The 24673-nt window shown below is 61.0% G+C and carries 24 protein-coding genes; 16 read left to right on the plus strand and 8 right to left on the minus strand.

The features are described from left to right. The first annotated feature begins 2 nt into the window (after positions 1 to 2). The 7 genes from VLA07_RS08130 (at position 3) to VLA07_RS08160 (ending at position 6853) form a co-directional block, all read left to right on the plus strand. Positions 3 to 359: a DUF4398 domain-containing protein gene (locus VLA07_RS08130; RefSeq protein ID WP_027612390.1), complete on the plus strand. Its 357-nt coding sequence runs from the start codon at positions 3 to 5 to the stop codon at positions 357 to 359. Beyond that, on the plus strand, positions 356 to 1168 hold the full coding sequence (locus VLA07_RS08135) for an OmpA family protein (protein WP_333988997.1): 813 nt from the start codon (positions 356 to 358) through the stop codon (positions 1166 to 1168). Before VLA07_RS08130 ends, VLA07_RS08135 begins: the two co-directional genes overlap by 4 nt. Positions 1169 to 1369: 201 nt before the next feature. After that, on the plus strand, positions 1370 to 2809 hold the full coding sequence (locus tag VLA07_RS08140; RefSeq protein WP_003226969.1) for an aminotransferase-like domain-containing protein: 1440 nt from the start codon (positions 1370 to 1372) through the stop codon (positions 2807 to 2809). Positions 2810 to 2887: 78 nt separating this feature from the next. Beyond that, complete coding sequence (locus tag VLA07_RS08145; RefSeq protein ID WP_027612392.1) at positions 2888 to 3379, plus strand: hypothetical protein; 492 nt, start codon at positions 2888 to 2890, stop codon at positions 3377 to 3379. 165 nt (positions 3380 to 3544) lie between these two features. After that, a complete protein-coding gene (locus VLA07_RS08150; RefSeq protein ID WP_027612393.1) occupies positions 3545 to 3799 on the plus strand; it encodes a YkgJ family cysteine cluster protein in 255 nt (84 codons plus the stop codon). 41 nt (positions 3800 to 3840) lie between these two features. Next, the gene (locus tag VLA07_RS08155; protein ID WP_330206533.1) at positions 3841 to 4446 is read left to right on the plus strand and encodes an START domain-containing protein; all 606 of its coding nucleotides are present in this window, start codon (positions 3841 to 3843) and stop codon (positions 4444 to 4446) included. A 313-nt stretch (positions 4447 to 4759) separates the two neighbouring features. Then, on the plus strand, positions 4760 to 6853 hold the full coding sequence (locus tag VLA07_RS08160) for an LTA synthase family protein (protein ID WP_027612395.1): 2094 nt from the start codon (positions 4760 to 4762) through the stop codon (positions 6851 to 6853). Positions 6854 to 6908: 55 nt separating this feature from the next. On the opposite strand, the gene VLA07_RS08165 is transcribed toward VLA07_RS08160, so the two are convergent. Beyond that, complete coding sequence (locus VLA07_RS08165) at positions 6909 to 7067, minus strand: DUF3309 family protein (protein WP_169432680.1); 159 nt, start codon at positions 7065 to 7067, stop codon at positions 6909 to 6911. A gap of 323 nt (positions 7068 to 7390) precedes the next feature. On the opposite strand from VLA07_RS08165, the gene VLA07_RS08170 reads away from it, so the two are divergent. From VLA07_RS08170 to csrA, 3 genes are all read left to right on the plus strand, one after another. Continuing rightward, entirely contained in the window at positions 7391 to 8206 is an 816-nt protein-coding gene (locus VLA07_RS08170; protein WP_027612396.1) for an SDR family oxidoreductase, read from the plus strand. A 63-nt stretch (positions 8207 to 8269) separates the two neighbouring features. Beyond that, positions 8270 to 8602, plus strand: a complete 333-nt coding sequence (locus VLA07_RS08175) for a YnfA family protein (RefSeq protein WP_003226957.1) — start codon at positions 8270 to 8272, stop codon at positions 8600 to 8602. A 146-nt stretch (positions 8603 to 8748) separates the two neighbouring features. Continuing rightward, on the plus strand, positions 8749 to 8934 hold the full coding sequence (gene csrA / locus VLA07_RS08180) for a carbon storage regulator CsrA (RefSeq protein WP_027612397.1): 186 nt from the start codon (positions 8749 to 8751) through the stop codon (positions 8932 to 8934). Here csrA and VLA07_RS08185 read toward each other — a convergent pair. From VLA07_RS08185 to mnmC, 5 genes are all read right to left on the minus strand, one after another. Next, the gene (locus VLA07_RS08185) at positions 8931 to 9158 is read right to left on the minus strand and encodes a YheU family protein (protein ID WP_003192759.1); all 228 of its coding nucleotides are present in this window, start codon (positions 9156 to 9158) and stop codon (positions 8931 to 8933) included. The two genes, csrA and VLA07_RS08185, sit on opposite strands and share 4 nt — an antisense overlap. A 170-nt stretch (positions 9159 to 9328) precedes the next feature. After that, positions 9329 to 10519, minus strand: coding sequence for an osmoprotectant NAGGN system M42 family peptidase (locus VLA07_RS08190; protein WP_027612398.1), 1191 nt, complete (start codon positions 10517 to 10519; stop codon positions 9329 to 9331). A gap of 164 nt (positions 10520 to 10683) precedes the next feature. Next, positions 10684 to 12432: an N-acetylglutaminylglutamine synthetase gene (ngg, locus tag VLA07_RS08195; protein WP_135296320.1), complete on the minus strand. Its 1749-nt coding sequence runs from the start codon at positions 12430 to 12432 to the stop codon at positions 10684 to 10686. A 3-nt stretch (positions 12433 to 12435) separates the two neighbouring features. Further along, the gene (locus VLA07_RS08200) at positions 12436 to 14208 is read right to left on the minus strand and encodes an N-acetylglutaminylglutamine amidotransferase (protein ID WP_333988998.1); all 1773 of its coding nucleotides are present in this window, start codon (positions 14206 to 14208) and stop codon (positions 12436 to 12438) included. Positions 14209 to 14357: 149 nt separating this feature from the next. Next, entirely contained in the window at positions 14358 to 16337 is a 1980-nt protein-coding gene (gene mnmC, locus VLA07_RS08205; RefSeq protein WP_333988999.1) for a bifunctional tRNA (5-methylaminomethyl-2-thiouridine)(34)-methyltransferase MnmD/FAD-dependent 5-carboxymethylaminomethyl-2-thiouridine(34) oxidoreductase MnmC, read from the minus strand. A gap of 342 nt (positions 16338 to 16679) precedes the next feature. Between mnmC and pap the strand changes: the two genes are divergently transcribed. Both pap and VLA07_RS08215 read left to right on the plus strand, forming a co-directional pair. Continuing rightward, positions 16680 to 18194, plus strand: a complete 1515-nt coding sequence (gene pap / locus VLA07_RS08210; protein ID WP_247268167.1) for a polyphosphate:AMP phosphotransferase — start codon at positions 16680 to 16682, stop codon at positions 18192 to 18194. Between the two features lie 103 nt (positions 18195 to 18297). After that, positions 18298 to 19482, plus strand: coding sequence for a thiolase family protein (locus VLA07_RS08215; RefSeq protein WP_333989000.1), 1185 nt, complete (start codon positions 18298 to 18300; stop codon positions 19480 to 19482). Positions 19483 to 19592: 110 nt separating this feature from the next. On the opposite strand, the gene VLA07_RS08220 is transcribed toward VLA07_RS08215, so the two are convergent. Beyond that, positions 19593 to 19787, minus strand: a complete 195-nt coding sequence (locus VLA07_RS08220) for a DUF6316 family protein (RefSeq protein WP_183785959.1) — start codon at positions 19785 to 19787, stop codon at positions 19593 to 19595. A 209-nt stretch (positions 19788 to 19996) separates the two neighbouring features. Here VLA07_RS08220 and VLA07_RS08225 point away from each other — a divergent pair, with 209 nt between their 5' ends. Continuing rightward, on the plus strand, positions 19997 to 20956 hold the full coding sequence (locus VLA07_RS08225; RefSeq protein ID WP_096794912.1) for a DMT family transporter: 960 nt from the start codon (positions 19997 to 19999) through the stop codon (positions 20954 to 20956). A gap of 113 nt (positions 20957 to 21069) precedes the next feature. Here the strand turns inward: VLA07_RS08225 and VLA07_RS08230 are convergent, their stop codons facing one another. Then, on the minus strand, positions 21070 to 22464 hold the full coding sequence (locus VLA07_RS08230; RefSeq protein WP_027612406.1) for a class II fumarate hydratase: 1395 nt from the start codon (positions 22462 to 22464) through the stop codon (positions 21070 to 21072). 193 nt (positions 22465 to 22657) lie between these two features. On the opposite strand from VLA07_RS08230, the gene VLA07_RS08235 reads away from it, so the two are divergent. From VLA07_RS08235 to trhO, 3 genes are all read left to right on the plus strand, one after another. Beyond that, positions 22658 to 23176, plus strand: coding sequence for a DUF2059 domain-containing protein (locus tag VLA07_RS08235; RefSeq protein WP_003226938.1), 519 nt, complete (start codon positions 22658 to 22660; stop codon positions 23174 to 23176). 12 nt (positions 23177 to 23188) lie between these two features. Further along, a complete protein-coding gene (locus tag VLA07_RS08240; RefSeq protein ID WP_003226935.1) occupies positions 23189 to 23488 on the plus strand; it encodes a BolA family protein in 300 nt (99 codons plus the stop codon). A 239-nt stretch (positions 23489 to 23727) separates the two neighbouring features. Then, positions 23728 to 24669: an oxygen-dependent tRNA uridine(34) hydroxylase TrhO gene (gene trhO, locus VLA07_RS08245; RefSeq protein WP_247268169.1), complete on the plus strand. Its 942-nt coding sequence runs from the start codon at positions 23728 to 23730 to the stop codon at positions 24667 to 24669. Positions 24670 to 24673: the final 4 nt, after the last annotated feature.

A 24673-nucleotide genomic window follows, 5' to 3' on the forward strand; every position in this document is an offset into this window, starting at 1 on the left:
TAGTGAGTATTCGACCTCTTTTCGCGGCCATGGCCGTTCTGGCCCTGGCCGGCTGCGCCAACGATCCGGCACCCAATGAGCAAATGCGCCTGACCGAGCAGGCCATCACCCAGGCCAAGGCTGTCGGTGCGACCGCCGATGAAATGCCGGAAATGAAACTGGCCGAAGACAAGTTCAACCGGGCCAAGGGCAACATGACCGACGAGTCCTTCAAGAACGCCCGCATGCGTGCCGAACAGGCCGAGCTGGATGCACGTCTGGCCGAAGCCAAAGTGCTGACACAAAAGAGCGAAGAGCAACTGAACGTGCTCAACACCCGCATCATCCGTCTGCGCAAGCAACTGGGAGATGCCCAATGAGCCTCAAGTCCAAAGCCCTCGGCGGGTTGATTCTGGCCGGTTGTGCAAGCCTCTACGGTTGCGCCGGTCAGCACAGTGAAAGCGCATTGCAACAAGCCAGCAGCGACTTCCAGAAGGTCAAGGAAGACTCCAACGTGCTGCGCATCGCTCCCAAGGACGTGATCCGTGCCGGTGAGTCCCTGGCCCGTGCCGATCGCCTGTCGACCTATTGGGGCAGTGGCTCGGACGTGGCGCATTACGCCTACCTGAGTCAGCGCTACAGCGAAATCGCCCGCGAACACACCAATCTGGTGCTCAACGAAGAGCGCGCGGCTAAGCTTGAGCTGGAGCGTCAACGCCTGCAACTGGCCCTGCGCGAGTCCAAACTGCTGAGCGTGCAGCAGCAGGGCAAGTGGCTTGAGGAGCAGATCGTTGCGCTGGCCACCACGCAAACCGATCGCGGCCTGGTCATGACCTTGGGCGACGTGCTGTTCGACACCGGCGAAGCGGAGCTGAAGAACTCGGCCAACCGTGTAGTGCTGAAGATCGTGCAGTTTCTGCAGCTCAACCCGAAACGCGTGGTGCGCATCGAGGGCTACACCGACAGCACCGGCGGCAAGCAGGAAAACCTCAAGCTGTCGCGTGATCGTGCGCAGGCGGTGGCCGATGTGCTGATGGACCTCGGGATTGAGGACAAGCGGATTCAAGTCGAAGGTTACGGCGATGAGTACCCGGTGGACGCCAACGCTTCCGAGCGCGGGCGGGCACAGAATCGTCGGGTGGAAATTGTGTTCTCCGACGAAAAAGGCCAGCTCGGCGCCGCCCGCTGAGGGCTGCGTCTCTGGAAAGCCCGGCCTGTCATGCAGCGCCGGGCTTTTTTACGTCTGTCGAATAGCACGCAAATCCGTACAGTTGTAGCTGACACTGCACTGTACGGTCGACTATGGTGGCAACTGTCCCAGTACACTTCTAAACTGTTCCGGTATTGTTTCACACAAGAATAAAATGCCCGTGAAATCGAGTGCTGCGTCATGACCAACCTCTTGCTCTACCAACGTATTGCTCAACAATTGGCGGAAGACATCCGGCGCGGTGTCTATCAGCCCGGAGAACGCGTGCCGTCGGTGCGCAAGATGAGTTCGCAGCTCAATGTCAGCCATGCAACGGTGTTGCAGGCTTACGCCAATCTCGAAGATCAGGGCCTGATCCGTGCACGGCCGCAGTCCGGTTACTACGTGCACCAGACCCCGGCACTGACAGCGCCGACCCCGGACATCGCCCGGGTCGAGCGGCCAGGACTGGTCACCCGCGCCAGCATCATTCAGCAAGTGTTGGTCGAATCGCGGCGCGAAGGGGTGTTCCCGTTGGGCGCTGCGGTGCCGAGTGTCGATTACCTCCCGGTGCGCGCGCTGCATCAACAACTGGCCAAGGTCACCCGATTCCATAGTCCGCGCGCGTTCAGTTACATGTTCAGCCCGGGTTTCGAACCGCTGCGCCGGCAAGTGGCGATCCGCATGCGCGATGCCGGGGTCGTCGTCGATCCGTCAGAAGTGGTGATCACCCACGGATGTGTCGATGCGCTGCAGATGTCGCTGCGGGTGCTGACTCGTCCGGGCGACCTGATCGCCGCCGAATCGCCAACCTATTACGGTCTGCTGCAACTGGCCGACCTGCTGGGCCTGAAAGTGATCGAGATCCCCAGCGATCCGGCCACCGGCATGAGCCTCGAAGCCTTGCAACTGGCGGCGAACCAATGGTCAATCAAGGCGTTGGTTCTGACCACTCGCCTGAGCAATCCACTGGGCGGCACCATGCCGGAAGAGCGGCAGAAACAACTGCTGCGCCTGGCTTCGGACTTCGATATCCAGATCGTCGAAGACGACATCTATGGCGAGTTGATGTTCGAACAGGGCCGCACCAAAGCCCTCAAGGCCTACGATCGACTGGATCGGGTGATCTACTGCTCGAGCTTTTCCAAGACCTTGTCGCCGGGTGTGCGCGTCGGCTGGATGATCGCCGGCAAGTATCAGCAGGAAATTCAGCGTCTGCAGACCTTCACCACGCATTCGGCGTGCAGCGTCACGCAAATGGCGATTGCCGCTTATCTGGAAAATGGCGGTTATGACCGGCATTTACGGTACATCCGTCAGGAATACCGAAAAAACCTCAGCGCATTTCAGCTGGCGGTGCAGCAGTACTTCCCCGAAGGCACGCAAATGACCCGGCCCACGGGCGGTTTTATCCTCTGGGTGAGTCTGCCGGGCAGGGTCAATACCCAGGAATTGCACGTCCGCGCCTTGCAGCAGGGCATCAGTATTGCGCCGGGGCTGATCTTCAGTAATACCGAGCAGTTCAACCACTGCATCCGCCTGAACTGCGGCACGCCGTGGAATCGCGAGGCGGAAAGGGCGCTGATGACCCTCGGTTTGCTGGCGACTCAACTGTGTCAGGAAACCGCAGGCGGTTTCTGAACGAGTGGCGCACCGCGCTTGTCTTGTGACGCTCAACAGGCGAGCATATGGCCCTCTGCCGTTAGTGTTGTGGGGCTCATGAAAGCGATTTTGCCTGCTGCCTGGATTTTGCTTGGTGTGTTGACGATGGGCCATGCGCCCGGTGTCATGGCAGCCGCCGTTCAGGAAAAGCCTGCGGCGTCAGCTCCGGCGAGTAAAACGGCCAGCAACAAAGCCGTTGCGGACAAGAAAGCTCAGACGAAGAAAGCCCCGCAGAAGAAAGCGGCCCCGGTGAAGAAGCGGCCCCCGATTGCCTCCAAGTCAAAACCGGCCAGTGAAGTGGCTAAAACCAGACTGCCGCCGGCCAAACTGGACCTGAGCCTGCCCAAAGACATGGTCCAGCAGCTCAAACCTGCCGGTACCGTGCCGATGCCCAAACACGACGCGATCCTGCCGCAGATGTTTGGCGAGAAGAACAGCGGCTTCCAGCTCAATGGCCGCCTGCTCAGCAATGAAATGCAGTTGCAGCTGCGCAACGAAGAGCGCCGCGAAGTCGAAGGCGCAGCGCTGGATTTCGAGTTCAAGCAATAAATTCAATCGAGCCGTGACCCGCGAACCAGACGCTTTGTCGGAGACTGGTCAGTCACATTCAGTTATCGGTAAAAACCCCGGTCCAGGGAATTTGAAACAACCGTTTTAGCGGTTACTCTGTCCGTGTCTCTTTAACACATTGCCCGTCGCGAGGACTTGCTCGTCATGAAATGCCGTGAAGGCTGTGGCGCTTGCTGCATTGCCCCGTCCATCAGCTCTGCCATTCCGGGCATGCCCAACGGCAAACCTGCCGGCGAACGTTGCGTGCAACTCTCGGTCGAAAACCTGTGCAGCATTTTCGGCCAGCCGGAGCGTCCGGCGGTCTGTTCAGGATTCGCCGCCGATGTCGAAGTCTGCGGCAGCAGCTCGGAAGAAGCGATCAGGTTGATCGGCTGGTGGGAGCAGATGACGGCGGCGTGATGTGTCAAACGAACGGAACTTCAACAATAAGGAATAAGACTATGGGGTCGCTGCATCGTATCGCTGTGTTGTGTGGTTTGACCGCTGTGCTGGCCACTTCGGTTGCTCAGGCTGAGGACTGGAAGGTCGCCAAGGAACAGGACGGGATCAAGGTCTCGCTGGCCGAAGTGCCGGGTTCTGATTACAAGTCCTATCAGGGTGTTGCCCTGATGAAGACCACCATTGCCAAACTGCGTGCCTTGCAGGAAGACGTGGCCGGAGCCTGCGCCTGGATTCACGAATGCAAAACCCAGAAACTGCTCAAGCACGAGGGCGATCAGAGCTGGACCTACACCCAGTTCAATACGCCGTGGCCAGTGACCCCACGTGATTCGGTGTTGCACATCACCACCGTTGAGGGCGCCGATGGCAGCCTGACCCGCAACCTCGAAGGCGTGCCGAAGTACCTTCCCGAAGAGAAAGGCTTTGTCCGTGTCGCTCAGGTCAAAGGGTTCTGGAAGTTCGTACCCAAAGGTGATCAAGTCGAAGTGACCTATCAGGTGCACACTGAGCCCGGCGGCAGCGTGCCGAGCATGATCGCCAACAAGTTCGTGGTCGATGCGCCGTTCAATACGCTGAAAGCCCTGAAAGAACGCGCCGAGAAGTAATTCTTCGCGCTGACAGCAAAACGCCCCGACCGAATCGGGGCGTTTTGTTTTGTCGTTATATTGTGTTTCCAGATATGCGTTGGACGAAATTTTCACAAAGTGTTCCAGACAATTCGCCCGCGCAACTCGGTTTGTCCCCCCGTCCGAATGCTTGTATGAAAGAGTCGGGCAATCGGGCAGTAATCAATGGCAATGCTGCCGTTGATCGTGCAACATTTGCGCACCGCGCACGCCCCGGGGCCTGGAATGGCCAATAGAGGGCATGGCGCCGCTGTATTTTGCAACTTCAACTTCCAATGGGTCCTAAAACGACATGGCAAACCCGGACGCCCTGAATCAGCAGCGATCTTCCACTCGCCTGCTGCAACCGACCGTCAAATCGCATCTGGCCTACACGCTGCTGTGTGCCCTGGTCATGATGGTGATGTTTTCCGTGCTGCGCCTCGCGCTGCTGGTCTACAACCGCGAGATGATCCTCGATACCCCGGCTTCGACCTTCCTCGAAGCCTTCGCCAACGGCCTGCGTTTCGACCTGCGCCTGGTGGTCTACGTCTGCGTTCCGCTGGTGCTGGCGCTGTTCAGTGCCCGGGCGATGGCTGCGCGTGGCTTCTTCCGCCTGTGGCTGACCGTGGCGTCGAGCATCGCGCTGTTCCTCGGCCTGATGGAAATGGACTTCTACCGCGAGTTCCACCAGCGCCTCAACGGCCTGGTGTTCCAGTACGTGAAGGAAGACCCGAAAACCGTGATGAGCATGCTCTGGTACGGTTTCCCGGTAGTGCGTTACCTGCTGGCGTGGGTCATCGGCACCGTGATCCTGACTCTGGCCTTCAAGGGCGCCGACCGTGCGACCCGTCCACGCGGCCCGTTCAGCGGCGGCAACGTCGGCACCCGTCAGGTGGCGCCGTGGTACACCCGCCTGGCAGTGTTCGTGGTCTGCCTGCTGATCTGCGTCGTGGCGGCCCGTGGCACCCTGCGTCAGGGCCCGCCGCTGCGTTGGGGTGACGTGTACACCACCGAATCGAACTTCGCCAACCAGCTCGGCCTCAACGGCACGCTGTCGCTGATCGCCGCCGCCAAGGACCGCATGGGCGAGGACCGCGATAACATCTGGAAAGCCACCCTGCCGCAGGAACAGGCGCAGAAAGTGGTGCGCGAGATGCTGGTGATGCCGGACGACAAACTGGTCGATGCCGACATCGCTGCCGTGCGTCGTGACTACACGCCGCCGGCCGACAAGACCCTGCCGATCAAGAACGTAGTCGTGATCCTGATGGAAAGCATGGCCGGTCACTCGGTCGGCGCCCTGGGCGCACCGGGCAACATCACACCTTACCTCGACAAACTGTCGAAGGAAGGCCTGCTGTTCGACCGCTTCTTCTCCAACGGCACCCATACCCACCAGGGCATGTTTGCGACCATGGCGTGCTTCCCGAACCTGCCAGGTTTCGAATACCTGATGCAGACCCCGGAAGGCAGCCACAAGCTCTCCGGTCTGCCGCAGCTGCTCAGCGCGCGCAAGTATGACGACGTGTATGTCTACAACGGCGACTTCGCCTGGGACAACCAGTCGGGCTTCTTCAGTAACCAGGGCATGACCAACTTCGTTGGCCGTAACGACTTCGTCAATCCGGTGTTCTCCGATCCGACCTGGGGCGTGTCCGACCAGGACATGTTCGACCGTGGTCTGCAGGAGCTGAAGGCACGGGAAAACGGCAAGCCGTTCTACGCGCTGCTGCAAACCCTTTCCAACCACACGCCGTACGCCTTGCCGACGCCATTGCCGGTCGAGCGCGTGACCGATCGTGGCAGCCTCAACGAGCACCTGACCGCCATGCGTTACGCCGACTGGGCGCTGGGTCAGTTCTTCGAGAAGGCACGCAAAGAGCCGTACTTCAAGGAAACCCTGTTCGTGATCGTCGGCGACCACGGTTTCGGCAACGAACGCCAGATCACCGAAATGGACCTGGGCCGCTTCAACGTGCCGATGCTGATGATCGCCCCGGGCATTCAGGAAAAATTCGGCACCCGTGACCACACCGTGGGTACGCAGATCGACATCGTGCCGACCATCATGGGTCGTCTGGGTGGCGAAGTGCGTCATCAGTGCTGGGGTCGCGACCTGCTGAATCTCCCGGCCGGCGACACCGGTTTCGGTGTGATCAAGCCGTCGGGCAGCGAGCAGACCACCGCCATCGTCACTGCCGACCAGATCCTGGTGCTGCCGAAAGAGAAGGAAATGGCGCCGAAGATCTACCAGTACCAACTGGGCGCGAACCCTTCTGCCGAGATCATTCCGGACGCACCGCGTACCGCCGAATTGAAGCTCAAGCTGGAAGCGTTCCTGCAAACGGCGACCAAGAGCCTGATGGACAACACCGCCGGTGTGATCAACGGCAAGCCGGACTGAAAAACCGCTGCATAAAAAAGAGGCCCCTGAGGGCCTCTTTTTTTGTCTTGGGGTTTTATATCCTGCCAAGTAACAGCAAGACCAACAGCACCACCAACACCACGCCGATAATGCCCGAAGGACCATAACCCCAACTTCTGGAGTGCGGGAAGACCGGCAGACCACCGATCAGCAACAGGATCAGGATAATGATAAGAATTGTGCCCATGTCGATTTCCTTGTTTATAGCGTTCGAGAAGACTTGGTGTTCAAGGGCGACTGGAGGCTAACTAATTCCAGACGGCTTACAAATTCCGACTGGTGCGAATGAAAGAAAATTCAATGTTTTTTTAATGTATTTGGATTATTCGTTTATTTCCTTTAAAGCGCGAGATCAAAAGATCGCAGCCTTCGGCAGCTCCTACAGGGAACTGATGTAGGCGCTGCCGAAGGCTGCGATCTTTTGATCCTGTATTCAGCAATCTGATGGAGCGTGGGTGGCCAGTGTTCCTTCGCTACACTCCGCGCATCTCCTACGGAACAACAAGGCTGTCTGCTATGCAAAATCGCATGATGATCACGGGTGCGGGCTCAGGTTTGGGTCGCGAAATCGCGCTGCGCTGGGCGCGTGAAGGCTGGCAGCTGGCCTTGTCCGACGTCAGCGAACCTGGCCTGCAGGAAACCCTGAAGCGGGTGCGCGAGGCCGGTGGTGACGGTTTCACCCAACGTTGCGATGTGCGTGACTACAGCCAGCTCACCGCGTTTGCCCAGGCTTGCGAAGTGAAGCTCGGCGGTATCGATGTCATCGTCAACAACGCCGGTGTGGCGTCCGGCGGGTTCTTCAGCGAATTGTCGCTGGAGGATTGGGACTGGCAGATCGCGATCAACCTGATGGGGGTGGTCAAGGGCTGCAAGGCGTTCCTGCCGCTGCTGGAGCAGAGCAGAGGCAAGATCATCAACATCGCTTCGATGGCTGCACTGATGCAGGGCCCGGCGATGAGCAACTACAACGTGGCCAAGGCCGGTGTAGTGGCGCTGTCGGAAAGTTTGCTGATCGAACTGGCGCAGCAGGAAGTCAGCGTGCATGTGGTCTGCCCGTCGTTCTTCCAGACCAACTTGCTCGACTCGTTCCGTGGTCCGACCCCGGCCATGAAAGCCCAGGTCGGCAAGTTGCTTGAAAGTTCGCCGATTACGGCTGCCGACATTGCAGACTATATCTACCAGCAAGTGGCCGCCGGCGAATTCATGATCCTGCCGCACGAGCAGGGGCGCATGGCCTGGGCGATCAAACAGAAGAACCCGCAACTGATCTACAACGAAATGACCACCATGGCCGATAAAATGCGCGCCAAGGCCAGACAAACCAACGGCTGAACTTGCCCCGAGGATGTTGCGTCGTTAGGGTGGCCGCAATGGTCACCCTGTCGAGACGCATCAATGCTCAATTACCTGTGGTTCTTCCTCGCGGCGCTGTTTGAAATCGCCGGTTGTTTCGCCTTTTTCATGTGGCTGCGTCAGGGCAAAAGTGCCTTGTGGGTGATCCCGGCGCTGCTCAGCCTGACCCTGTTCGCGCTGTTGTTGACCCGCGTCGAAGCGGCTTATGCCGGGCGCGCCTATGCCGCCTATGGCGGGATCTACATCGTCGCGTCGATCGGCTGGCTGGCGGTGGTCGAGCGCGTTCGCCCTTTGGGTTCGGACTGGATCGGCGTGGCGCTGTGCGTGATCGGCGCGAGCGTGATTCTGTTCGGGCCGCGATTTTCCGCGGCGTGAGGCGAGGCTGTTTAGCGATTTGCAGGAAACGTCTGACGGGCGCGGCGCTTGTGGGTGTAGGGCAAGACTGAATTGCTCTGCGTGCATTGTCGAGCGCGCGCCCACCGCGCATCTTCAGGGCTGGCTAACCCTGAAGGATAAATTCCATGCTTGTACTCAGCCGTGTAGTGGGCGAGTTGATTTCCATCGGTGACGACATATCCGTGCGCGTGTTGTCAGTCAACGGCTCCAGTGTGCGCTTTGGTGTCGAGGCGCCGCAGAAGGTCAATGTGCACCGTTCTGAAGTCTATCAGCGGATCCAGCGCAAACAGGTCACCGAAAAGGTCCGCTAGTCGAACAGATGCTTGGGCACATCGTGTTTGAGCATCAACTGGCATTGTTCGCTTTCCGGGTCGAAGACGATCAGCGCCTGGCCTTTGGTCAGCGCCTGGCGCACGCGCAGCACGCGGGTTTCCAGCGGTGTGTCATCACCGTTGTCGGTGCCGTCGCGGGTGACGAAGTCCTCGATCAGGCGGGTGAGGGTGTCGACTTCAAGAGCGTCGTAGGGAATCAGCATGGGCACCTCGGCTAAATCAATGACGGGATGCTACGGCGATTGGTGGCTGGCTGCCAGTTTTGTGTGGGCAGTATCGGCCTCATCGCGAGCAGGCTCACTCCTACAGGGAAATGCATTTCAACTGTAGGAGTGAGCCTGCTCGCGATAGCCATAGTTCAGACAACAAGGATTCAACTGTCGGAACGCTGCCCCACCAGACTGTCCACTGACGGTACTCGCGTATCGCTCTCCATCTGTGTCTCATGTTCGATCTGGTGACTGAAGCGATCCAGCGAAGCATTGGCCGGCGCCGCATCGCTGGCAAATACCGGCGGACTCAGAATGTACGCCCCGAGCAAACGACTGAGCGCCGCCAGACTGTCGATGTGCGTACGTTCATAACCATGAGTCGCATCACAGCCGAAGGCCAGCAGGGCAGTACGGATGTCGTGCCCGGCAGTGACTGCCGAATGCGCGTCGCTGAAGTAATAGCGGAACAGGTCGCGCCGCACCGGCAGTTCGTTTTCACCGGCCAGACGCAGCAAATGCCGCGACAGGTGATAGTCGTAAGGGCCACCGGAGTCCTGCATCGCCACGCTCACCGCGTGTTCGCTGGAGTGCTGGCCCGGCGCGACCGGCGCGATGTCGATGCCGACGAACTCGCTGACATCCCACGGCAAGGCTGCCGCCGCACCGCTGCCGGTTTCCTCGGTGATGGTGAACAGCGGGTGACAGTCGATCATCAATTCCTGACCGCTCTCGACGATGGCTTTGAGCGCAGCGAGCAATGCCGCAACCCCGGCCTTGTCGTCGAGGTGACGGGCGCTGATGTGACCGCTGTCGGTGAACTCCGGCAGCGGGTCGAACGCCACCACGTCGCCGACGCTGATGCCCAGCGAGTCGCAATCGGCCTTGGTCGCGCAGTAGGCATCCAGACGCAGCTCGACGTGATCCCAGCTGATCGGCATCTCGTCCACGGCAGTGTTAAACGCGTGCCCGGACGCCATCAGCGGTAGCACGCTGCCACGAATCACGCCGTTGTCGGTGAACAGGCTGACCCTGCTGCCCTCGGCAAAGCGGCTCGACCAGCAACCGACCGGGGCCAGGGTCAGACGGCCGTTGTCTTTCACTGCACGCACGGCGGCGCCGATGGTATCCAGGTGCGCGGAGACAGCGCGGTCAGGGCTGTTTTTCTTGCCCTTGAGGGTGGCGCGAATGGTGCCGCGACGGGTCATTTCGAAAGGGATGCCAAGTTCTTCCAGACGCTCGGCGACGTAGCGCACGATGGTGTCGGTGAACCCGGTAGGGCTGGGAATGGCGAGCATTTCCAGCAGGACTTTTTGCAGGTAGTTCAGATCCGGTTCGGGGATTTGAGTGGTCATGGAAACTCCTGATGAGTTGAGGCGCATCGATGGTTTCGATGAGGGGAAGGATTTGTAGTGCCTGATCCGGCCCCTTCGCGAGCAAGCCCGCTCCCACATTTGGAATGCGTTCAACCTGTGGGAGCGGGCTTGCTCGCGAAGGCGTCAGTCCAGACGCCTCGGAATCAAGAAACAGCCGGCTGACTGTGCGGAAACAACAGATCGACAAACCGCTCCGCCGTCGGCTGCGGCTCGTGATTGGCCAGGCCGGCGCGTTCGTTGGCTTCGATAAACACGTACTCCGGCTGATCCGCCGCCGGCACCATCAAGTCGAGGCCAACCATCGGAATGTCCAGCGCCCGCGCTGCACGGACGGCGGCATCGACCAGGGTCGGGTGCAGAATCGCCGTGACATCTTCCAGCGTGCCACCGGTGTGCAGATTGGCCGTGCGACGGACGAACAGGTGCTCGCCCGCCGGCAGGATGCTGCTGTAGTCATACCCGGCCGCGTGCAGGGTGCGTTGGGTTTCGTGATCCAGCGGGATCTTGCTCTCGCCACTGGTAGCGGCTTGCCGACGCCTACTCTGCGCCTCGATCAATGCACCGATCGAATGATGGCCGTCACCGACCACCTCGGCGGGACGACGAATCGCTGCCGCCACCACTTCAAAACCGATCACCAGAATCCGCAGGTCGAGGCCTTCGTGGAAGCTTTCCAGCAGTACGCGGCTGTCGAAACGCTTGGCGGCTTCGATGGCCTGCTGCACCTCTTCGATGCTCTGCAGATCCACCGCCACCCCCTGGCCCTGTTCGCCATCGAGCGGTTTGACCACCACCCGTTGATGCTCATCGAGAAAGGCGAGGTTGTCGTCGGCGTTGCCTGCCAGTTGCTGTGAAGGCAGCTTCAGGCCGGCGCCTTTCAACACTTTGTGAGTCAGGCTTTTGTCCTGACACAGACTCATGCTGATCGCGCTGGTCAGGTCGCTCAGCGATTCGCGGCAACGTACCCGACGCCCGCCATGGCTAAGGGTGAACAGCCCGGCTTCGGCATCATCCACTTGCACGTCGATGCCGCGCCGATGCGCTTCCTCGACGATGATCCGCGCGTAAGGGTTGAAATTGGCCTCCGGCCCGGGCCCGAGGAACAGCGTCTGATTGATACCGTTCTTGCGTTTGATGGCGAAGGTCGAGAGGTTGCGAAAACCGAGTTTGGCGTAGAGGTTCTTGGCCTGACGGTTGTCATGCAGCACCGACAGATCCAGATAACTCAGGCCGCGACTCATGAAGTGCTCGATCAAGTGCCGCACCAGCACTTCACCGACACCGGGCCGCGAGCACTGCGGATCCACCGCCAGGCACCACAGGCTGCTGCCATGTTCCGGATCGTTGAAGGCTTTCTGGTGATTGAGGCCCATGACGCTGCCGATCACCGCGCCGCTGTCTTCATCTTCGGCCAGCCAGTACACCGGACCGCCCTGATGATGCGGGGTCAGGCGCGTGGCATCGATCGGCAACATGCCGCGTGCCTGATACAGCAGATTGATCGCTTGCCAGTCCGCTTCGCTTTGCGCCCGACGAATGCGGAAGCCGCGAAACACGCGGGTGGCCTGGCGGTAATCGCTGAACCACAGGCGCAGAGTATCGGATGGGTCGAGAAACAGTTGCGTCGGTTCCAGCCCGAGAATCTGCTGCGGTGCGGCGACATAAAGGGCGATATCGCGTTCGCCGGGCTGCTCGTTGAGCAGTTCCTGCGCCAGCGTCGCCGGGTCAGGGAAAGTGTGGCCGATCAGCAGCCGACCCCAACCGCAATGTACGGCGATGGGGTCGGCGCCGAGTTCGCTGCCGTCTTCGGCCAGACGCGCCTGCAAGCGTTCATACGACGGTGTCTGACCGCGTAACAGGCGCTGATTGATCGCTGTGGCGTGAGGTTTCATCAATCAGATTCCTTGTTCACTGAGCCACAGGTTCAGGGCCGCCAGTTGCCACAGTTTCGAGCCGCGCAACGGCGTCAGTTGGCCTTGCGGATCAGTCAGCAGTTTGTCGAGCATGGCCGGGTTGAACAGGCCGCGATCCTGGCTCGGATCCAGCAGCAGTTCACGCACCCAGTTCAGGGTGTCGCCTTGCAAGTGCTTGAGGCCCGGCACCGGAAAGTAACCTTTCTTGCGGTCGATCACTTCGCTTGGAATCACCAGACGTGCAGCTTCTTTGAGTACCTGTTTGCCGCCGTCCGGCAGCTTGAACTGGCCGGGAATCCGCGCCGAGAGTTCCACCAGACGATAGTCGAGAAACGGCGTGCGAGCCTCCAGGCCCCAGGCCATGGTCATGTTGTCGACACGTTTGACCGGGTCGTCCACCAGCATCACCGTGCTGTCAAGACGCAGGGCCTTATCGACCGCAGCCTCGGCGCCGGGTTGGGCGAAGTGTTGCTTGACGAAGTCGCCTGCCGCGTCATTCGCGGTCAACCATTTCGGTTGCACGGTGGCGGCGTAGTCGTCGTAGCTGCGGTCGAAGAACGCCGCGCGATAGGCTGCATACGGATCCGCTGCGCCGTCGACTTGCGGATACCAGTGATAACCGGCGAACAGCTCATCCGCGCCCTGGCCGCTCTGCACCACTTTGCAATGCTTGGCCACTTCGCGCGACAACAGGTAGAAGGCGATGCAGTCGTGGCTGACCATCGGCTCGCTCATCGCTCGGAACGCAGCAGGCAGTTGTTCGATGATCTCTTTTTCATCGATGCGCAATTGATGATGCTGAGTGCCGTAGTGTTTGGCGATCAGATCGGAATACTGGAATTCATCACCACGCTCGCCGCCAGCATCCTGGAAACCGATGGAAAAGGTCGATAGGTTCTCGACGCCGACTTCACGCAGCAAGCCAACCAACATGCTCGAATCGACACCGCCGGAAAGCAGCACGCCGACATCCACCGCTGCGCGTTGACGGATTGCCACCGCCTCACGGGTGCTGTCGAGCACACGGTCGCGCCAGTCTTCGAGGGTCAGGTTTTTCTCGTCGTCGTGTGGGCCGTAGGGCAGGGTCCACCAGGTTTTCTGCTCGGTGCGGCCATCGGCTTCGACGCGCATCCAGGTCGCTGGCGGCAGCTTTTCGATGCCCGCGAGCAAGGTGCGTGGAGCCGGCACCACCGCATGGAAATTCAGGTAGTGATTGAGCGCCACCGGATCGAGGATCGGGTTGATGTCGCCGCCCTTGAGCAGTGCCGGCAGGGCCGAGGCAAAGCGCAAACGCTGGCCGGTGCGCGACAGGTACAAAGGCTTCACGCCGAGACGGTCGCGAGCGATGAACAGGCGCTGGGCATCACGCTCCCAGATAGCGAACGCGAACATGCCGTTGAGCTTGGGCAGCAGCGCTTCGCCCCAGGCGTGGTAGCCCTTGAGCAGCACTTCGGTGTCGCCACCGGAATAGAAGGCGTAGCCCAGCGCTTCGAGTTCGGTACGCAGTTCCGGGAAGTTGTAGATCGCGCCATTGAAGGCCAGGGACAAGCCCAGTTGGCTGTCGATCATCGGCTGCGCCGAGCCGTCCGACAGGTCCATGATTTTCAGGCGACGATGGCCGAGGGCAATCGGCCCTTGGGCATGGAAGCCCCACGCGTCGGGGCCGCGAGGGGCCAAGTGATGGGTGATTCGCTCTACCGCTGCAAGGTCTGCAGGTTGATGATCAAAACGTAACTCGCCAGCTAATCCGCACATAAAGTCCTTACCGGTTTTTCCGTTGGGGAGGGGTGATTCAAGTCAGGCCAAAATGGCCGGTACTCAGAAACTGACCCGCTGCAGATGTGGGAGTTTTAGAACGATGAGTTATAAGAGGGGGCGACTGACCAGCGGCCAGTCGCGATTTTTCATTTGCCGCGAATCAACGTGCGCAGTGCAAAACGATTGGGGTGGCAGGCCTCGGCGACGCTTCTGGGCAGTGGCAGCGGCTCGTTGTCCAGCCACGCCGCGAGCAGTTCGCCAGACAGCGGCGCGGTGATCAGCCCGCGTGAACCGTGGCCACTGTTGACGTACAGGCCATCGAGCCACGGGCAGGCGATGTCCGGCACTTGTCGCGCGTCCTTGCTCAACGCGGCGTAGGCCTGAGCGAAGGCTGTGCGGTCGGCGAGGGGGCCGACGATCGGCAGATAGTCGGGACTGGTGCAGCGGAATGCGGCGCGTCCCTCCAGTGTTTCCGGGGGCAGTTGATTGATGTGCAGGCGCGCCACCAGATCGCTGGAGATCTCTTCGAGCATCGCCAGATTGCCCAGGTGTTCGGCGGTGGTCGGGTTCAGGTCGTCGCTGTTGAAGTCGAAACTCGCACCCAGCGTGTGTTCGCCCAAGCGTGCCGGCGCGACATAACCTTCGGCGCAGACCACGGTGCGCAGTGTCTGGCTCTCGGTGGTTTGCGGCAGGCGCGTGATCTGCCCGCGAATGCGCTTGAGCGGCAACTCGGCACTTTGCGCAAAGCGTTTGATCTCCGCCGCGCCGGCCAATATCACCACCGGCGCGCTGGCGAGCACGCGCTCGCCGTCGAGGGCTTGCCACTGACCTTCGACCTTGCGCAGTTCCAGCGCATCGTGATGCTTGAGCAGTTCGATGTTTGCTTGCGCGGCTTGCGCCTGGCACAGCGCGGGTGGATGCACCCAGCCGCCTTCGGGGTAGAACAGCCCGCCGTGGGCCACAGCGATTCCGGCCTGAGTTGCGGCTTGCGGTTGATTGAGCCAGTGCACCAGATCTTCCGGGAACGCCGCGGCCAGTTGCGCCTGACGCTCGGCTTCCTTGGTGTTGAAAGCCAATTGCAGCACGCCGCAATCGTCCCAGTCGGTGCCGCGTTGCAAGGTTTCCAGCAGACGGCGGGTGTAGCCGAAGCCGCTGACGATCAGTTGCGACAACGCGGTGCCGTGGGCCGACAACTTCAGGTACAGCACACCCTGCGGATTGCCCGACGCCTCCTGCGCCACCGCCTCGTGACGCTCCAGCAGACTGACTTGCCAACCGCGCGCGGCGAGGCTGGCAGCGGTCGCACAGCCGGCCAGCCCGGCGCCGATCACCAGCGCGCGCCGCTCGCCAGTCAGCGGGGCAGGGCGGGCGAACCACGGTTTGTCCGGCAGTGGTGGCGCGACGTCCTGCGGCCAGCCGAGAAACTCGCCGCGCAGGATCTCCCACTTGTGGCCGATGCCCGGCGTGCGTTTCATCTTGAACCCGGCGGCGTTGAGCAGACGCCGCACCCAACCGGTGCTGGTGAAGGTGCTGATGGTCGAACCCGGCGCGGCCAGTCGAGCCAGTTCGACGAACAGTTCAGCGGTCCACATGTCGGGGTTTTTCGCCGGGGCGAAACCGTCGAGAAACCATGCATCAATCCGCGCATCGAGTTGCGGCAGTTGCTCCAGCGCATCGCCGATCAACAGGGTCAGCGTGACCCGACCGTTGCCGAGAATGATCCGCTGAAAGCCCTGATGGATCGCCACGTAATGTGTCAGCAGTTGATCGGCCAGTGGCCTGAGCTGCGGCCACAAGGCCAGCGCCCGTTGCAGATCGGCCGGGCTCAACGGGTATTTTTCGACGCTGACGAAATGCAGCCGCGCACCGGCCACCGCATGCTGTTCGAACAACTGCCAGGCGCAAAGGAAATTCAGCCCGGTGCCGAAGCCGGTTTCGCCGATCACCAGTCGCCCGTGCGCCGGCAGCGCGGCAAAGCGCTCGGCCAGACGGTTCTGTTCGAGGAACACGTAACGGGTTTCATCCAGCCCCGACTGGTCGGAAAAATACACATCATCGAACACCCGCGAACGTGGGCGTCCCTGGTCATCCCAGTCGAGTTGGGCGTGGGGCAATACAGGTTTCATGGCAGGCTCGGCAACGACAAGGCGGCCATTCTAGCCGATCGTGCGGAGCGTGCTTGATCCATGGCAAGGCCTGGCTGTGCAGCCTCGAAGACAATCAACGATTTGGGCGCGGATCAGAGCAACCTGTGGTGAGGGGATTTATCCCCGATCGGCTGCGTAGCAGTCGCAATCCCGCTAACAGCGTGCATATGGCGTTGAATGGCTTTGGGGCCGCCGCGCTGCCCACCCGGGGATAAATCCCCTCACCACAGAGTTTTTCTTGAAGCCAAAAGGAGCGGAATTTCTCCGCCGCGCCCATGCCCAATCCGCTAGTCTTGCTGAATCCTGGAAGGAGCCGTCCCCATGTTTGAATCCGCCGAAATCGGCCATGCCATCGACAAAGAGACTTACGACGCGGCTGTACCTGCCTTGCGTGAAGCACTGCTGGAAGCTCAGTTCGAGTTGCAACAGCAGAAGCGTTTTCCGGTGATCATTCTGATCAACGGCATCGAGGGCGCAGGCAAGGGCGAGACCGTCAAGTTGCTCAACGAGTGGATGGATCCGCGCCTGATCGAGGTGCGCACCTTCGATCAGCAGACCGATGAAGAGCTGGCGCATCCACCGGCCTGGCGTTACTGGCGGATGCTCCCGGCCAAGGGGCGGATGGGCGTGTTCTTCGGCAACTGGTACAGCCAGATGCTTCAAGGGCGGGTCCACGGTCTGTTCAAGGATCCACGCCTGGACCAGGCGATCAACGCCGCCGAGCGTCTGGAAAAAATGCTCTGCGATGAAGGCGCGCTGATCTTCAAGTTCTGGTTTCACCTGTCCAAGAAGCAGATGAAGGCCCGCCTCAAGGCGCTGGCCGATGACCCGTTGCACAGCTGGCGCATCAGTCCGCTGGACTGGCAGCAATCGCAGACCTACGACAAGTTCGTCAAATACGGCGAGCGCGTGTTGCGCCGCACCAGCCGCGACTACGCGCCGTGGCATGTCATCGAAGGCATGGACGCCAATTACCGCAGTCTGGCGGTCGGCAAGATCCTGCTCGAAGGCCTGCAGAATGCGCTCAAGCGCCCCGAGGTGCATACCGAAGAGGTCAACGCGGCGCCGTTGGGCACGGCGGTCGATCAACTCAACCTGCTCGACAGCCTCGACCTGAACCAGCGGCTGGAAAAGAAAGACTACGAAGAACAACTGATCACCGAGCAGGCGCGGCTGTCCGGGCTGATGCGCGATAAACGCATGCGCCGCCACGCACTGGTGGCGGTGTTCGAAGGCAACGATGCGGCGGGCAAGGGCGGGGCGATTCGCCGGGTGGCGGCGGCGCTCGATCCGCGTCAGTACAGCATCGTGCCGATTGCCGCGCCCACTGAAGAGGAGCGCGCGCAGCCGTATCTGTGGCGCTTCTGGCGGCATTTGCCGGCGCGGGGCAAGTTCACCGTGTTCGACCGCTCCTGGTACGGCCGGGTGCTGGTGGAACGGGTCGAGGGCTTTTGCAGCCCGGCCGACTGGCTGCGGGCTTACAGCGAGATCAACGATTTCGAAGAGCAGATCGCCGACGCCGGGGTCATCGTCGTCAAGTTCTGGCTGGCGATCGACAAGGACACGCAGATGGAGCGCTTCCAGGCCCGCGAGCAGATTCCATTCAAGCGCTTCAAGATTACCGAGGACGACTGGCGCAACCGCGACAAGTGGGACGCCTACCGCGCAGCCGTGGGCGACATGGTCGACCGCACCAGCACCGAGATTTCGCCGTGGACGCTGGTCGAGGCCAATGACAAACGCTGGGCCCGGGTCAAGGTGCTGCGTACGATCAACCGTGCCCTCGAAGAGGCGTTCGCGAAGTCCGACAAACGCGCGAAAAAACACAAGGACTGAGCCAATGGACCCGCATACGCGAGGTGAATGATTGTCGCGGTCGGCGGCAGGGTGGACTTATGCTCGGTACACTCTCCTCCGACAACAACAATTGAGGTATGCCATGCGTGAAGTGGTGATCGTCGACAGCGTGCGGACCGGCCTGGCCAAGTCCTTTCGCGGCAAGTTCAACCAGACCCGTCCCGACGACATGGCGGCCCATTGCGTCAACGCGCTGCTGTCGCGCAATGACATCGACCCGGCCAGCGTCGAGGACTGCATTGTCGGCGCCGGATCCAACGAGGGCGCGCAGGGTTACAACATCGGCCGCAACGTGGCGGTGCTGTCGCGGCTGGGCACCGGCGTGGCCGGCATGACCCTCAACCGTTTCTGCTCGTCGGGGTTGCAGGCGATTGCGATTGCCGCCAACCAGATCGCCTCCGGTTGCAGCGACATCATTGTCGCTGGCGGCGTCGAATCAATCAGCCTGACCCTGAAAAGCGTCAACACCGATCACCTGATCAACCCGTTGCTCAAGCAGCAGGTGCCGGGCATCTACTACACCATGGGCCAGACCGCCGAAGTGGTTGCGCGGCGTTATGACGTGAGCCGCGAGGCCCAGGATCGTTACGCGCTGCAAAGCCAGCTGCGCACTGCCCAGGCGCAGGCGGCCGGGCTGTTCAATGATGAAATTGTGCCGATGGCGGTCAAGTACCGTGTCGAAGACAAGAACAGTGGCGAAGTGCAGATCCTCGACGGCCTTGTCGATCACGACGACTGCAATCGCCCGGACACCACTTACGAAAGTCTCGCCGGACTGAAACCGGTGTTTGCCGAGGACGGTTCGGTCACCGCCGGCAACTCGTCGCAGCTGTCCGACGGCGCCTCGATGACGCTGGTGATGAGCCTGGAAAAAGCCCTGCAACTGGGGCTCAAGCCGAAGGCGTTTTTCCGCGGTTTCACCGTCGCCGGTTGCGAGCCGGACGAAATGGGCATCGGCCCGGTGTTCTCGGTGCCGAAACTGCTCAAGGCCAAAGGCTTGCAGGTGGCGGATATCGATCTGTGGGAGCTCAACGAGGCTTTTGCCTCGCAATGCCTGTATGCCCGCGATCGGCTGGAGATCGACAACGACAAATACAACGTCAACGGCGGCTCGATTTCCATCGGCCACCCGTTCGGCATGACCGGTTCGCGGCAGGTCGGGCATCTGGTGCGCGAGTTGCAGCGGCGTAATTTGCGTTACGGCATCGTGACCATGTGCGTGGGAGGCGGGATGGGGGCGACGGGGTTGTTTGAGGCGGTGCGCTGAACCCTGGAAGGTGGGGTGGTTGATCTACCGCTTTCGCGAGCAGGCTCGCTCCCACATTGGAATGCATTAACCTGTGGGAGCGAGCCTGCTCGCGATGAGATCCACCGGATTTACCGGTTGGAATCCAGAAGCTGCATCCGCGCGATATACGCCTGAATTTCCTGCTCTGCCTTCTCCGGGGAGTCGAACGGCCCCTCAAGGGTGTTCTCCCGCGTGCTGAAAAACAGTTCGCCATTGACCCGACACAACCGGTCGCTGCGAAAGTGCGTGGCGGGGGCGCTGTCATCGGCGCGCATTCCGTACATGATCCGGCTCCTTGATTAATCCGTTGCAGGGATCCAATCAGCTTATGCCTGAAGCACTTGGCGCGCCTCGTCAGCCGATCAACGGCAAAGCGTCAATTTAATGCTGCGACCTGCACAGTTTCATTCGCGGCCTGGCCCGAACTGTCCCTGTGTTGCGTCTGTCGGCGGGCCTAGAATGACCGCTCTTGTCAGCAGGCATTGGGGTTCGCATGCACATTTCATCCGGTCGCTGGGTTTACGGTCTGTTCCTGGCGCTGCTGACGGCGTTTTTGTGGGGCATCCTGCCAATCAAACTCAAGCAGGTGCTGCAGGTGATGGACCCGATCACTGTGACTTGGTTTCGCCTGTTGGTCTCCGGCGGCTGCCTGTTCATCTACCTGGCAGCCACGCGACGCCTGCCGAGCCGCAAGGTGCTCGGCCCCAGGGGTGGCTGGCTGGTGCTGATGGCGGTGCTCGGGCTGGTGGGCAACTACGTGCTGTACCTGATGGGTCTTAACCTGCTCAGCCCCGGCACCGCGCAGTTGGTGGTGCAGATGGGGCCGATCATGTTGCTGATCGCCAGCCTGTTTGTGTTCAAGGAGCGCTTCAGCATCGGTCAGGGCATTGGCCTGGCGGTGCTGCTGATCGGCTTTGTGCTGTTCTTCAATCAGCGTCTGGCTGAACTGCTCACCTCATTGTCGGACTACACCGCCGGCGTGTTGCTGGTGCTGCTGGCCTCGACGGTCTGGACCTTCTACGCACTGGGGCAGAAGCAATTGCTCACGGTGTGGAATTCGTTGCAGGTGATGATGGTGATCTACCTGTTCTGCGCGCTGTTGCTGACACCGTGGGTGCATCCGCTCGAAGCACTGGAACTGAGCCCGGTGCAGGGTTGGCTGTTGCTGGCGTGCTGCATGAACACGCTGATTGCCTACGGTGCCTTTGCTGAAGCACTGGCGCACTGGGAGGCCTCGCGGGTCAGTGCGACGCTGGCGATCACGCCGTTGGTGACCTTTGGCGCGGTGGCGATTGCCGCCGGGGTGTGGCCGGAATATGTGCATGCCGAGCAGATCAACGGGCTGGGTTATGGCGGGGCGGTGCTGGTGGTGCTGGGGTCGGCGCTGGTGGCGTTGGGGCCGTCGTTGATTGCCGGGCTGAAGGCGCGGCGGATGCGCATTGCAGCCAGTTAGACCGCGTTATCGTTCTTCGCGAGCAAGCCCGCTCCCACATGGGTACGGCGTACACCGATCAAAATGTGGGAGCGGGCTTGCTCGCGAAGGCGGCCTGTCAGGCGCTACAGTAATCAGCCCTTGGCGCCAGCCTCAATCATGTTCTCCGGCCGCACCCAGGCATCGAACTCTTCATCAGTCAGATAGCCCAGTTGCAGCGCCGCCTCACGCAAGGTCAAGCCTTCGCCGTAAGCCTTCTTGGCGATTTCCGCCGACTTGTCGTAACCGATGTGCGGGTTCAGCGCTGTCACCAGCATCAGGCCGCGTTCCAGGTGTTTGGCCATGACTTCGGCGTCCGGCTCAAGGCCTGCAATGCAGTGCTGCTGGAAGTTGCTGCAGCCGTCGGCGAGAAGGCGGATCGATTGCAACACGTTGTGGATGATCACCGGTTTGTACACGTTCAGTTGCAGGTGGCCCTGACTGGCGGCGATGCCGATGGTGACGTCGTTGCCCAACACCTGGCAGGCGAGCATCGACAGCGCTTCGCACTGAGTCGGGTTGACCTTGCCGGGCATGATCGAGCTGCCCGGTTCGTTGGCCGGCAGCTTGACTTCGGCAAAGCCTGCGCGAGGGCCGGAGCCGAGCAGGCGCAGGTCGTTGGCGATTTTCATCAGCGCCACGGCGAGCGTCTTCAGGGCGCCGGACAGGCTGGTCAGCGGCTCATGCCCGGCCAGTGCGGCAAACTTGTTCGGCGCGGTGACGAAGGGCAGGCCGGACAGGGCAGCGAGTTCGGCGGCAATCGCTTCGCCAAAGCCGTGCGGCGAATTCAGACCGGTGCCCACCGCGGTGCCGCCCTGCGCCAGCTCACACACCGCCGGCAGCGCGGCGCGGATCGCTCGTTCGGCGTAATCCAGCTGCGCTATAAAGCCCGACAGCTCCTGACCGAAGGTGATCGGCGTCGCGTCCATCATGTGCGTGCGACCGGTCTTCACCAGTTTCATATGGCGTGCGGCCAGTTCGGCCAGACCGCCGGACAACTCGGCGATCGCCGGCAGCAATTGCTCCTGCACGGCTTTGGCAGTGGCGATGCTCATGGCGGTGGGGAAGCAGTCGTTGGAGCTTTGCGAGCGGTTGACGTGATCGTTGGGGTGCACCGGCGTCTTGCCGCCGCGCGGGTTGCCGGCCAGTTCGTTGGCGCGACCGGCGATCACTTCGTTGACGTTCATGTTGCTCTGGGTGCCGCTGCCGGTCTGCCAGACCACCAGCGGAAACTGGTCGTCGTGCTGGCCGTCGAGGACTTCGTCGGCGGCCTGTTCGATCAGGCGAGCAATGTCGGCGGGCAGGTCGCCGTTGCGGTCGTTGACCCGGGCGGCGGCTTTCTTGATCAGGGCCAGGGCGTGCAGTACCGGCAGCGGCATGCGTTCCTGGCCAATGGCGAAGTTGATCAGCGAGCGTTGCGTCTGAGCACCCCAGTAGGCGTCGTCCGGGACTTCGATCTGGCCCAGGCTGTCGGTTTCGATACGGCTCATCGTGCACACTCCTGTTGGTCTGTTTGCGCAGTTTAGGCCCGGTCAGGCCCAGGTGGTTCCCTCGAACCGATTGTTGACCGGTAAAACCCGGGCAATCAAGCGCGGCAAGGCTCGGGGGTTGAGCCACGAGGTTTTTTAGGCGCAGAATGGTCGCCCTTGGGGTTTTACCTCGCCTAGCTGAAAAGGAAACTCGATGACTCGTCTTCGTGCCATCTGCACCGCGGTTGCACTGGTTTGCGCCAGCGGCCAGGTGCTTGCCGATACCGCCAGCCACAACGCCAGTGCTGAAGCTTTCCTGACCCTGGCGCACGCTGACAAGCTGGGCACTCCGGTGTACATGCAAGTGCAGCAAATGTTCGCTCAGCGTTTTGAACAGACCAAAGCCCCGGAATCCAAGAAAGCCGTACTGGAAACCTACCAGGCCAAGGCCAACGCCGCCCTGGACCAGGCCATCGGCTGGAACAAGCTCAAGCCTGACATGGTCAAGCTCTACACCAGCAACTTCAGCGAATCGGAGCTCAAAGACCTGGTCGCGTTCTACCAGTCGCCACTGGGCAAGAAAGTCCTGGAGAAAATGCCGCAGCTGACCCAGCAATCGGCCCAGATGACTCAGGCCAAGCTGGAAAGCGCCGTGCCTGTCGTCAACAAACTGCTCGACGACATGACCAACGAGCTGGCACCGAAAGGCGCTGCGCCGGCCAAGAAGAAGTAAGCGGAGTTCGTGATGACCATGCAACAACGCATCGAATCGACGCTGGGCCTGCTGCAGCCTGAGCATCTGCAAGTGCTGGACGAAAGCCACATGCACAGTCGCGGGTTACAGACGCACTTCAAGGCGGTGGTGGTCAGCGCGCAGTTCGAAGGCCTGAACCGGGTCAAGCGCCACCAGAAAGTCTACGGCACGCTTGGCGAGCTGATGGGCGAGTTCCATGCGTTGGCGCTGCACACCTACACCCCGCAGGAATGGGCAGAAGTGGGCGCCGCCCCGGCGTCGCCGACCTGTGCCGGCGGTAGCAAACACTGAGGATTGTGAGGGCTGCTGTGGCGAGGGAGCTTGCTCCCGCTGGAGTGCGCAGCACTCCCAAGATCCGAGTTTTGCGACTGCTTCGCAGCCGAGCGGGAGCAAGCTCCCTCACCACAGTAGTTTTGACAGATCCTAAATCCACCGTGTTTTTGCTAGAATCCGCAACGCGCCGCTCACCCGGCGCGTTTTTTTTGAATCCGGTTCACCCTTTGCGAGGGTAGCCACCTGGAGAAATACCCATGACACAACCGATTGTCGTGGCGGCACTGTATAAGTTCGTCACCCTCGAAGATTACGTTGACCTGCGCGAGCCCCTGCTGCAAGCGATGGTCGACAATGGCATCAAAGGCACTCTGCTGATCGCCGAAGAAGGCATCAACGGCACCGTGTCCGGCAGTCGCGAAGGCATCGACGGCCTGCTCGCCTGGCTGAAGAACGACCCGCGCATGATCGACATCGACCACAAAGAGTCGTACTGCGACGAGCAGCCGTTCTACCGCACCAAGGTCAAACTGAAAAAAGAGATCGTCACCCTCGGCGTCGAAGGCGTGGACCCGAACAAAAAGGTCGGCACCTACGTTGAGCCGCAGGACTGGAACGCGCTGATCAGCGACCCGGAAGTGCTGCTGATCGACACCCGCAACGACTACGAAGTGGCGATCGGCACCTTCGAAGGCGCCATCGATCCGAAAACCACCAGTTTTCGCGAATTCCCCGACTACATCAAAGAACACTTCGACCCGGCCGTGCACAAAAAGGTCGCGATGTTCTGCACCGGCGGCATTCGCTGCGAGAAAGCCTCCAGCTACATGCTGGGCGAGGGTTTCGAAGAGGTTTACCACCTCAAGGGCGGCATCCTGAAGTACCTCGAAGAAGTGCCGCAGGACGAAACCAAGTGGCAGGGCGACTGCTTCGTGTTCGACAACCGGGTGACCGTGCGTCACGACCTCAGCGAAGGCGACTACGATCAATGTCATGCCTGTCGCACACCGGTCAGCGTTGAAGATCGCGCCTCCGAGCACTACGTGGCCGGCATCAGCTGCCCGCATTGCTGGGACAAGCTGAGCGAGAAAACCCGCCGCAGCGCCATCGATCGGCAGAAGCAGATCGAACTGGCCAAGGCGCGCAACATGCCGCACCCGATCGGCTACAACTATAAACAAGCATCCACCGAGGCCTGATCAT

Source organism: Pseudomonas sp. S3(2024) (assembly GCF_036861315.1).
GTDB classification, from domain to species: Bacteria; Pseudomonadota; Gammaproteobacteria; order Pseudomonadales; family Pseudomonadaceae; genus Aquipseudomonas; species Aquipseudomonas putida_A.

Coding starts and splice junctions, on each gene's coding strand:
- mnmC (WP_333988999.1), bottom strand. CDS start 16,337: ATGAAACCTGTATTGCCCCACGCCCAACTCGACTGGGATGACCAGGGA.
- VLA07_RS08200 (WP_333988998.1), bottom strand. CDS start 14,208: ATGTGCGGATTAGCTGGCGAGTTACGTTTTGATCATCAACCTGCAGAC.
- VLA07_RS08235 (WP_003226938.1), top strand. CDS start 22,658: ATGACTCGTCTTCGTGCCATCTGCACCGCGGTTGCACTGGTTTGCGCC.
- VLA07_RS08135 (WP_333988997.1), top strand. CDS start 356: ATGAGCCTCAAGTCCAAAGCCCTCGGCGGGTTGATTCTGGCCGGTTGT.
- VLA07_RS08160 (WP_027612395.1), top strand. CDS start 4,760: ATGGCAAACCCGGACGCCCTGAATCAGCAGCGATCTTCCACTCGCCTG.
- VLA07_RS08170 (WP_027612396.1), top strand. CDS start 7,391: ATGCAAAATCGCATGATGATCACGGGTGCGGGCTCAGGTTTGGGTCGC.
- VLA07_RS08140 (WP_003226969.1), top strand. CDS start 1,370: ATGACCAACCTCTTGCTCTACCAACGTATTGCTCAACAATTGGCGGAA.
- VLA07_RS08220 (WP_183785959.1), bottom strand. CDS start 19,787: ATGTACGGAATGCGCGCCGATGACAGCGCCCCCGCCACGCACTTTCGC.
- VLA07_RS08175 (WP_003226957.1), top strand. CDS start 8,270: ATGCTCAATTACCTGTGGTTCTTCCTCGCGGCGCTGTTTGAAATCGCC.
- VLA07_RS08150 (WP_027612393.1), top strand. CDS start 3,545: ATGAAATGCCGTGAAGGCTGTGGCGCTTGCTGCATTGCCCCGTCCATC.
- VLA07_RS08190 (WP_027612398.1), bottom strand. CDS start 10,519: ATGACCACTCAAATCCCCGAACCGGATCTGAACTACCTGCAAAAAGTC.
- VLA07_RS08155 (WP_330206533.1), top strand. CDS start 3,841: ATGGGGTCGCTGCATCGTATCGCTGTGTTGTGTGGTTTGACCGCTGTG.
- VLA07_RS08215 (WP_333989000.1), top strand. CDS start 18,298: ATGCGTGAAGTGGTGATCGTCGACAGCGTGCGGACCGGCCTGGCCAAG.
- pap (WP_247268167.1), top strand. CDS start 16,680: ATGTTTGAATCCGCCGAAATCGGCCATGCCATCGACAAAGAGACTTAC.
- csrA (WP_027612397.1), top strand. CDS start 8,749: ATGCTTGTACTCAGCCGTGTAGTGGGCGAGTTGATTTCCATCGGTGAC.
- VLA07_RS08230 (WP_027612406.1), bottom strand. CDS start 22,464: ATGAGCCGTATCGAAACCGACAGCCTGGGCCAGATCGAAGTCCCGGAC.
- VLA07_RS08225 (WP_096794912.1), top strand. CDS start 19,997: ATGCACATTTCATCCGGTCGCTGGGTTTACGGTCTGTTCCTGGCGCTG.
- VLA07_RS08145 (WP_027612392.1), top strand. CDS start 2,888: ATGAAAGCGATTTTGCCTGCTGCCTGGATTTTGCTTGGTGTGTTGACG.
- ngg (WP_135296320.1), bottom strand. CDS start 12,432: ATGAAACCTCACGCCACAGCGATCAATCAGCGCCTGTTACGCGGTCAG.
- trhO (WP_247268169.1), top strand. CDS start 23,728: ATGACACAACCGATTGTCGTGGCGGCACTGTATAAGTTCGTCACCCTC.
- VLA07_RS08185 (WP_003192759.1), bottom strand. CDS start 9,158: ATGCTGATTCCCTACGACGCTCTTGAAGTCGACACCCTCACCCGCCTG.
- VLA07_RS08240 (WP_003226935.1), top strand. CDS start 23,189: ATGACCATGCAACAACGCATCGAATCGACGCTGGGCCTGCTGCAGCCT.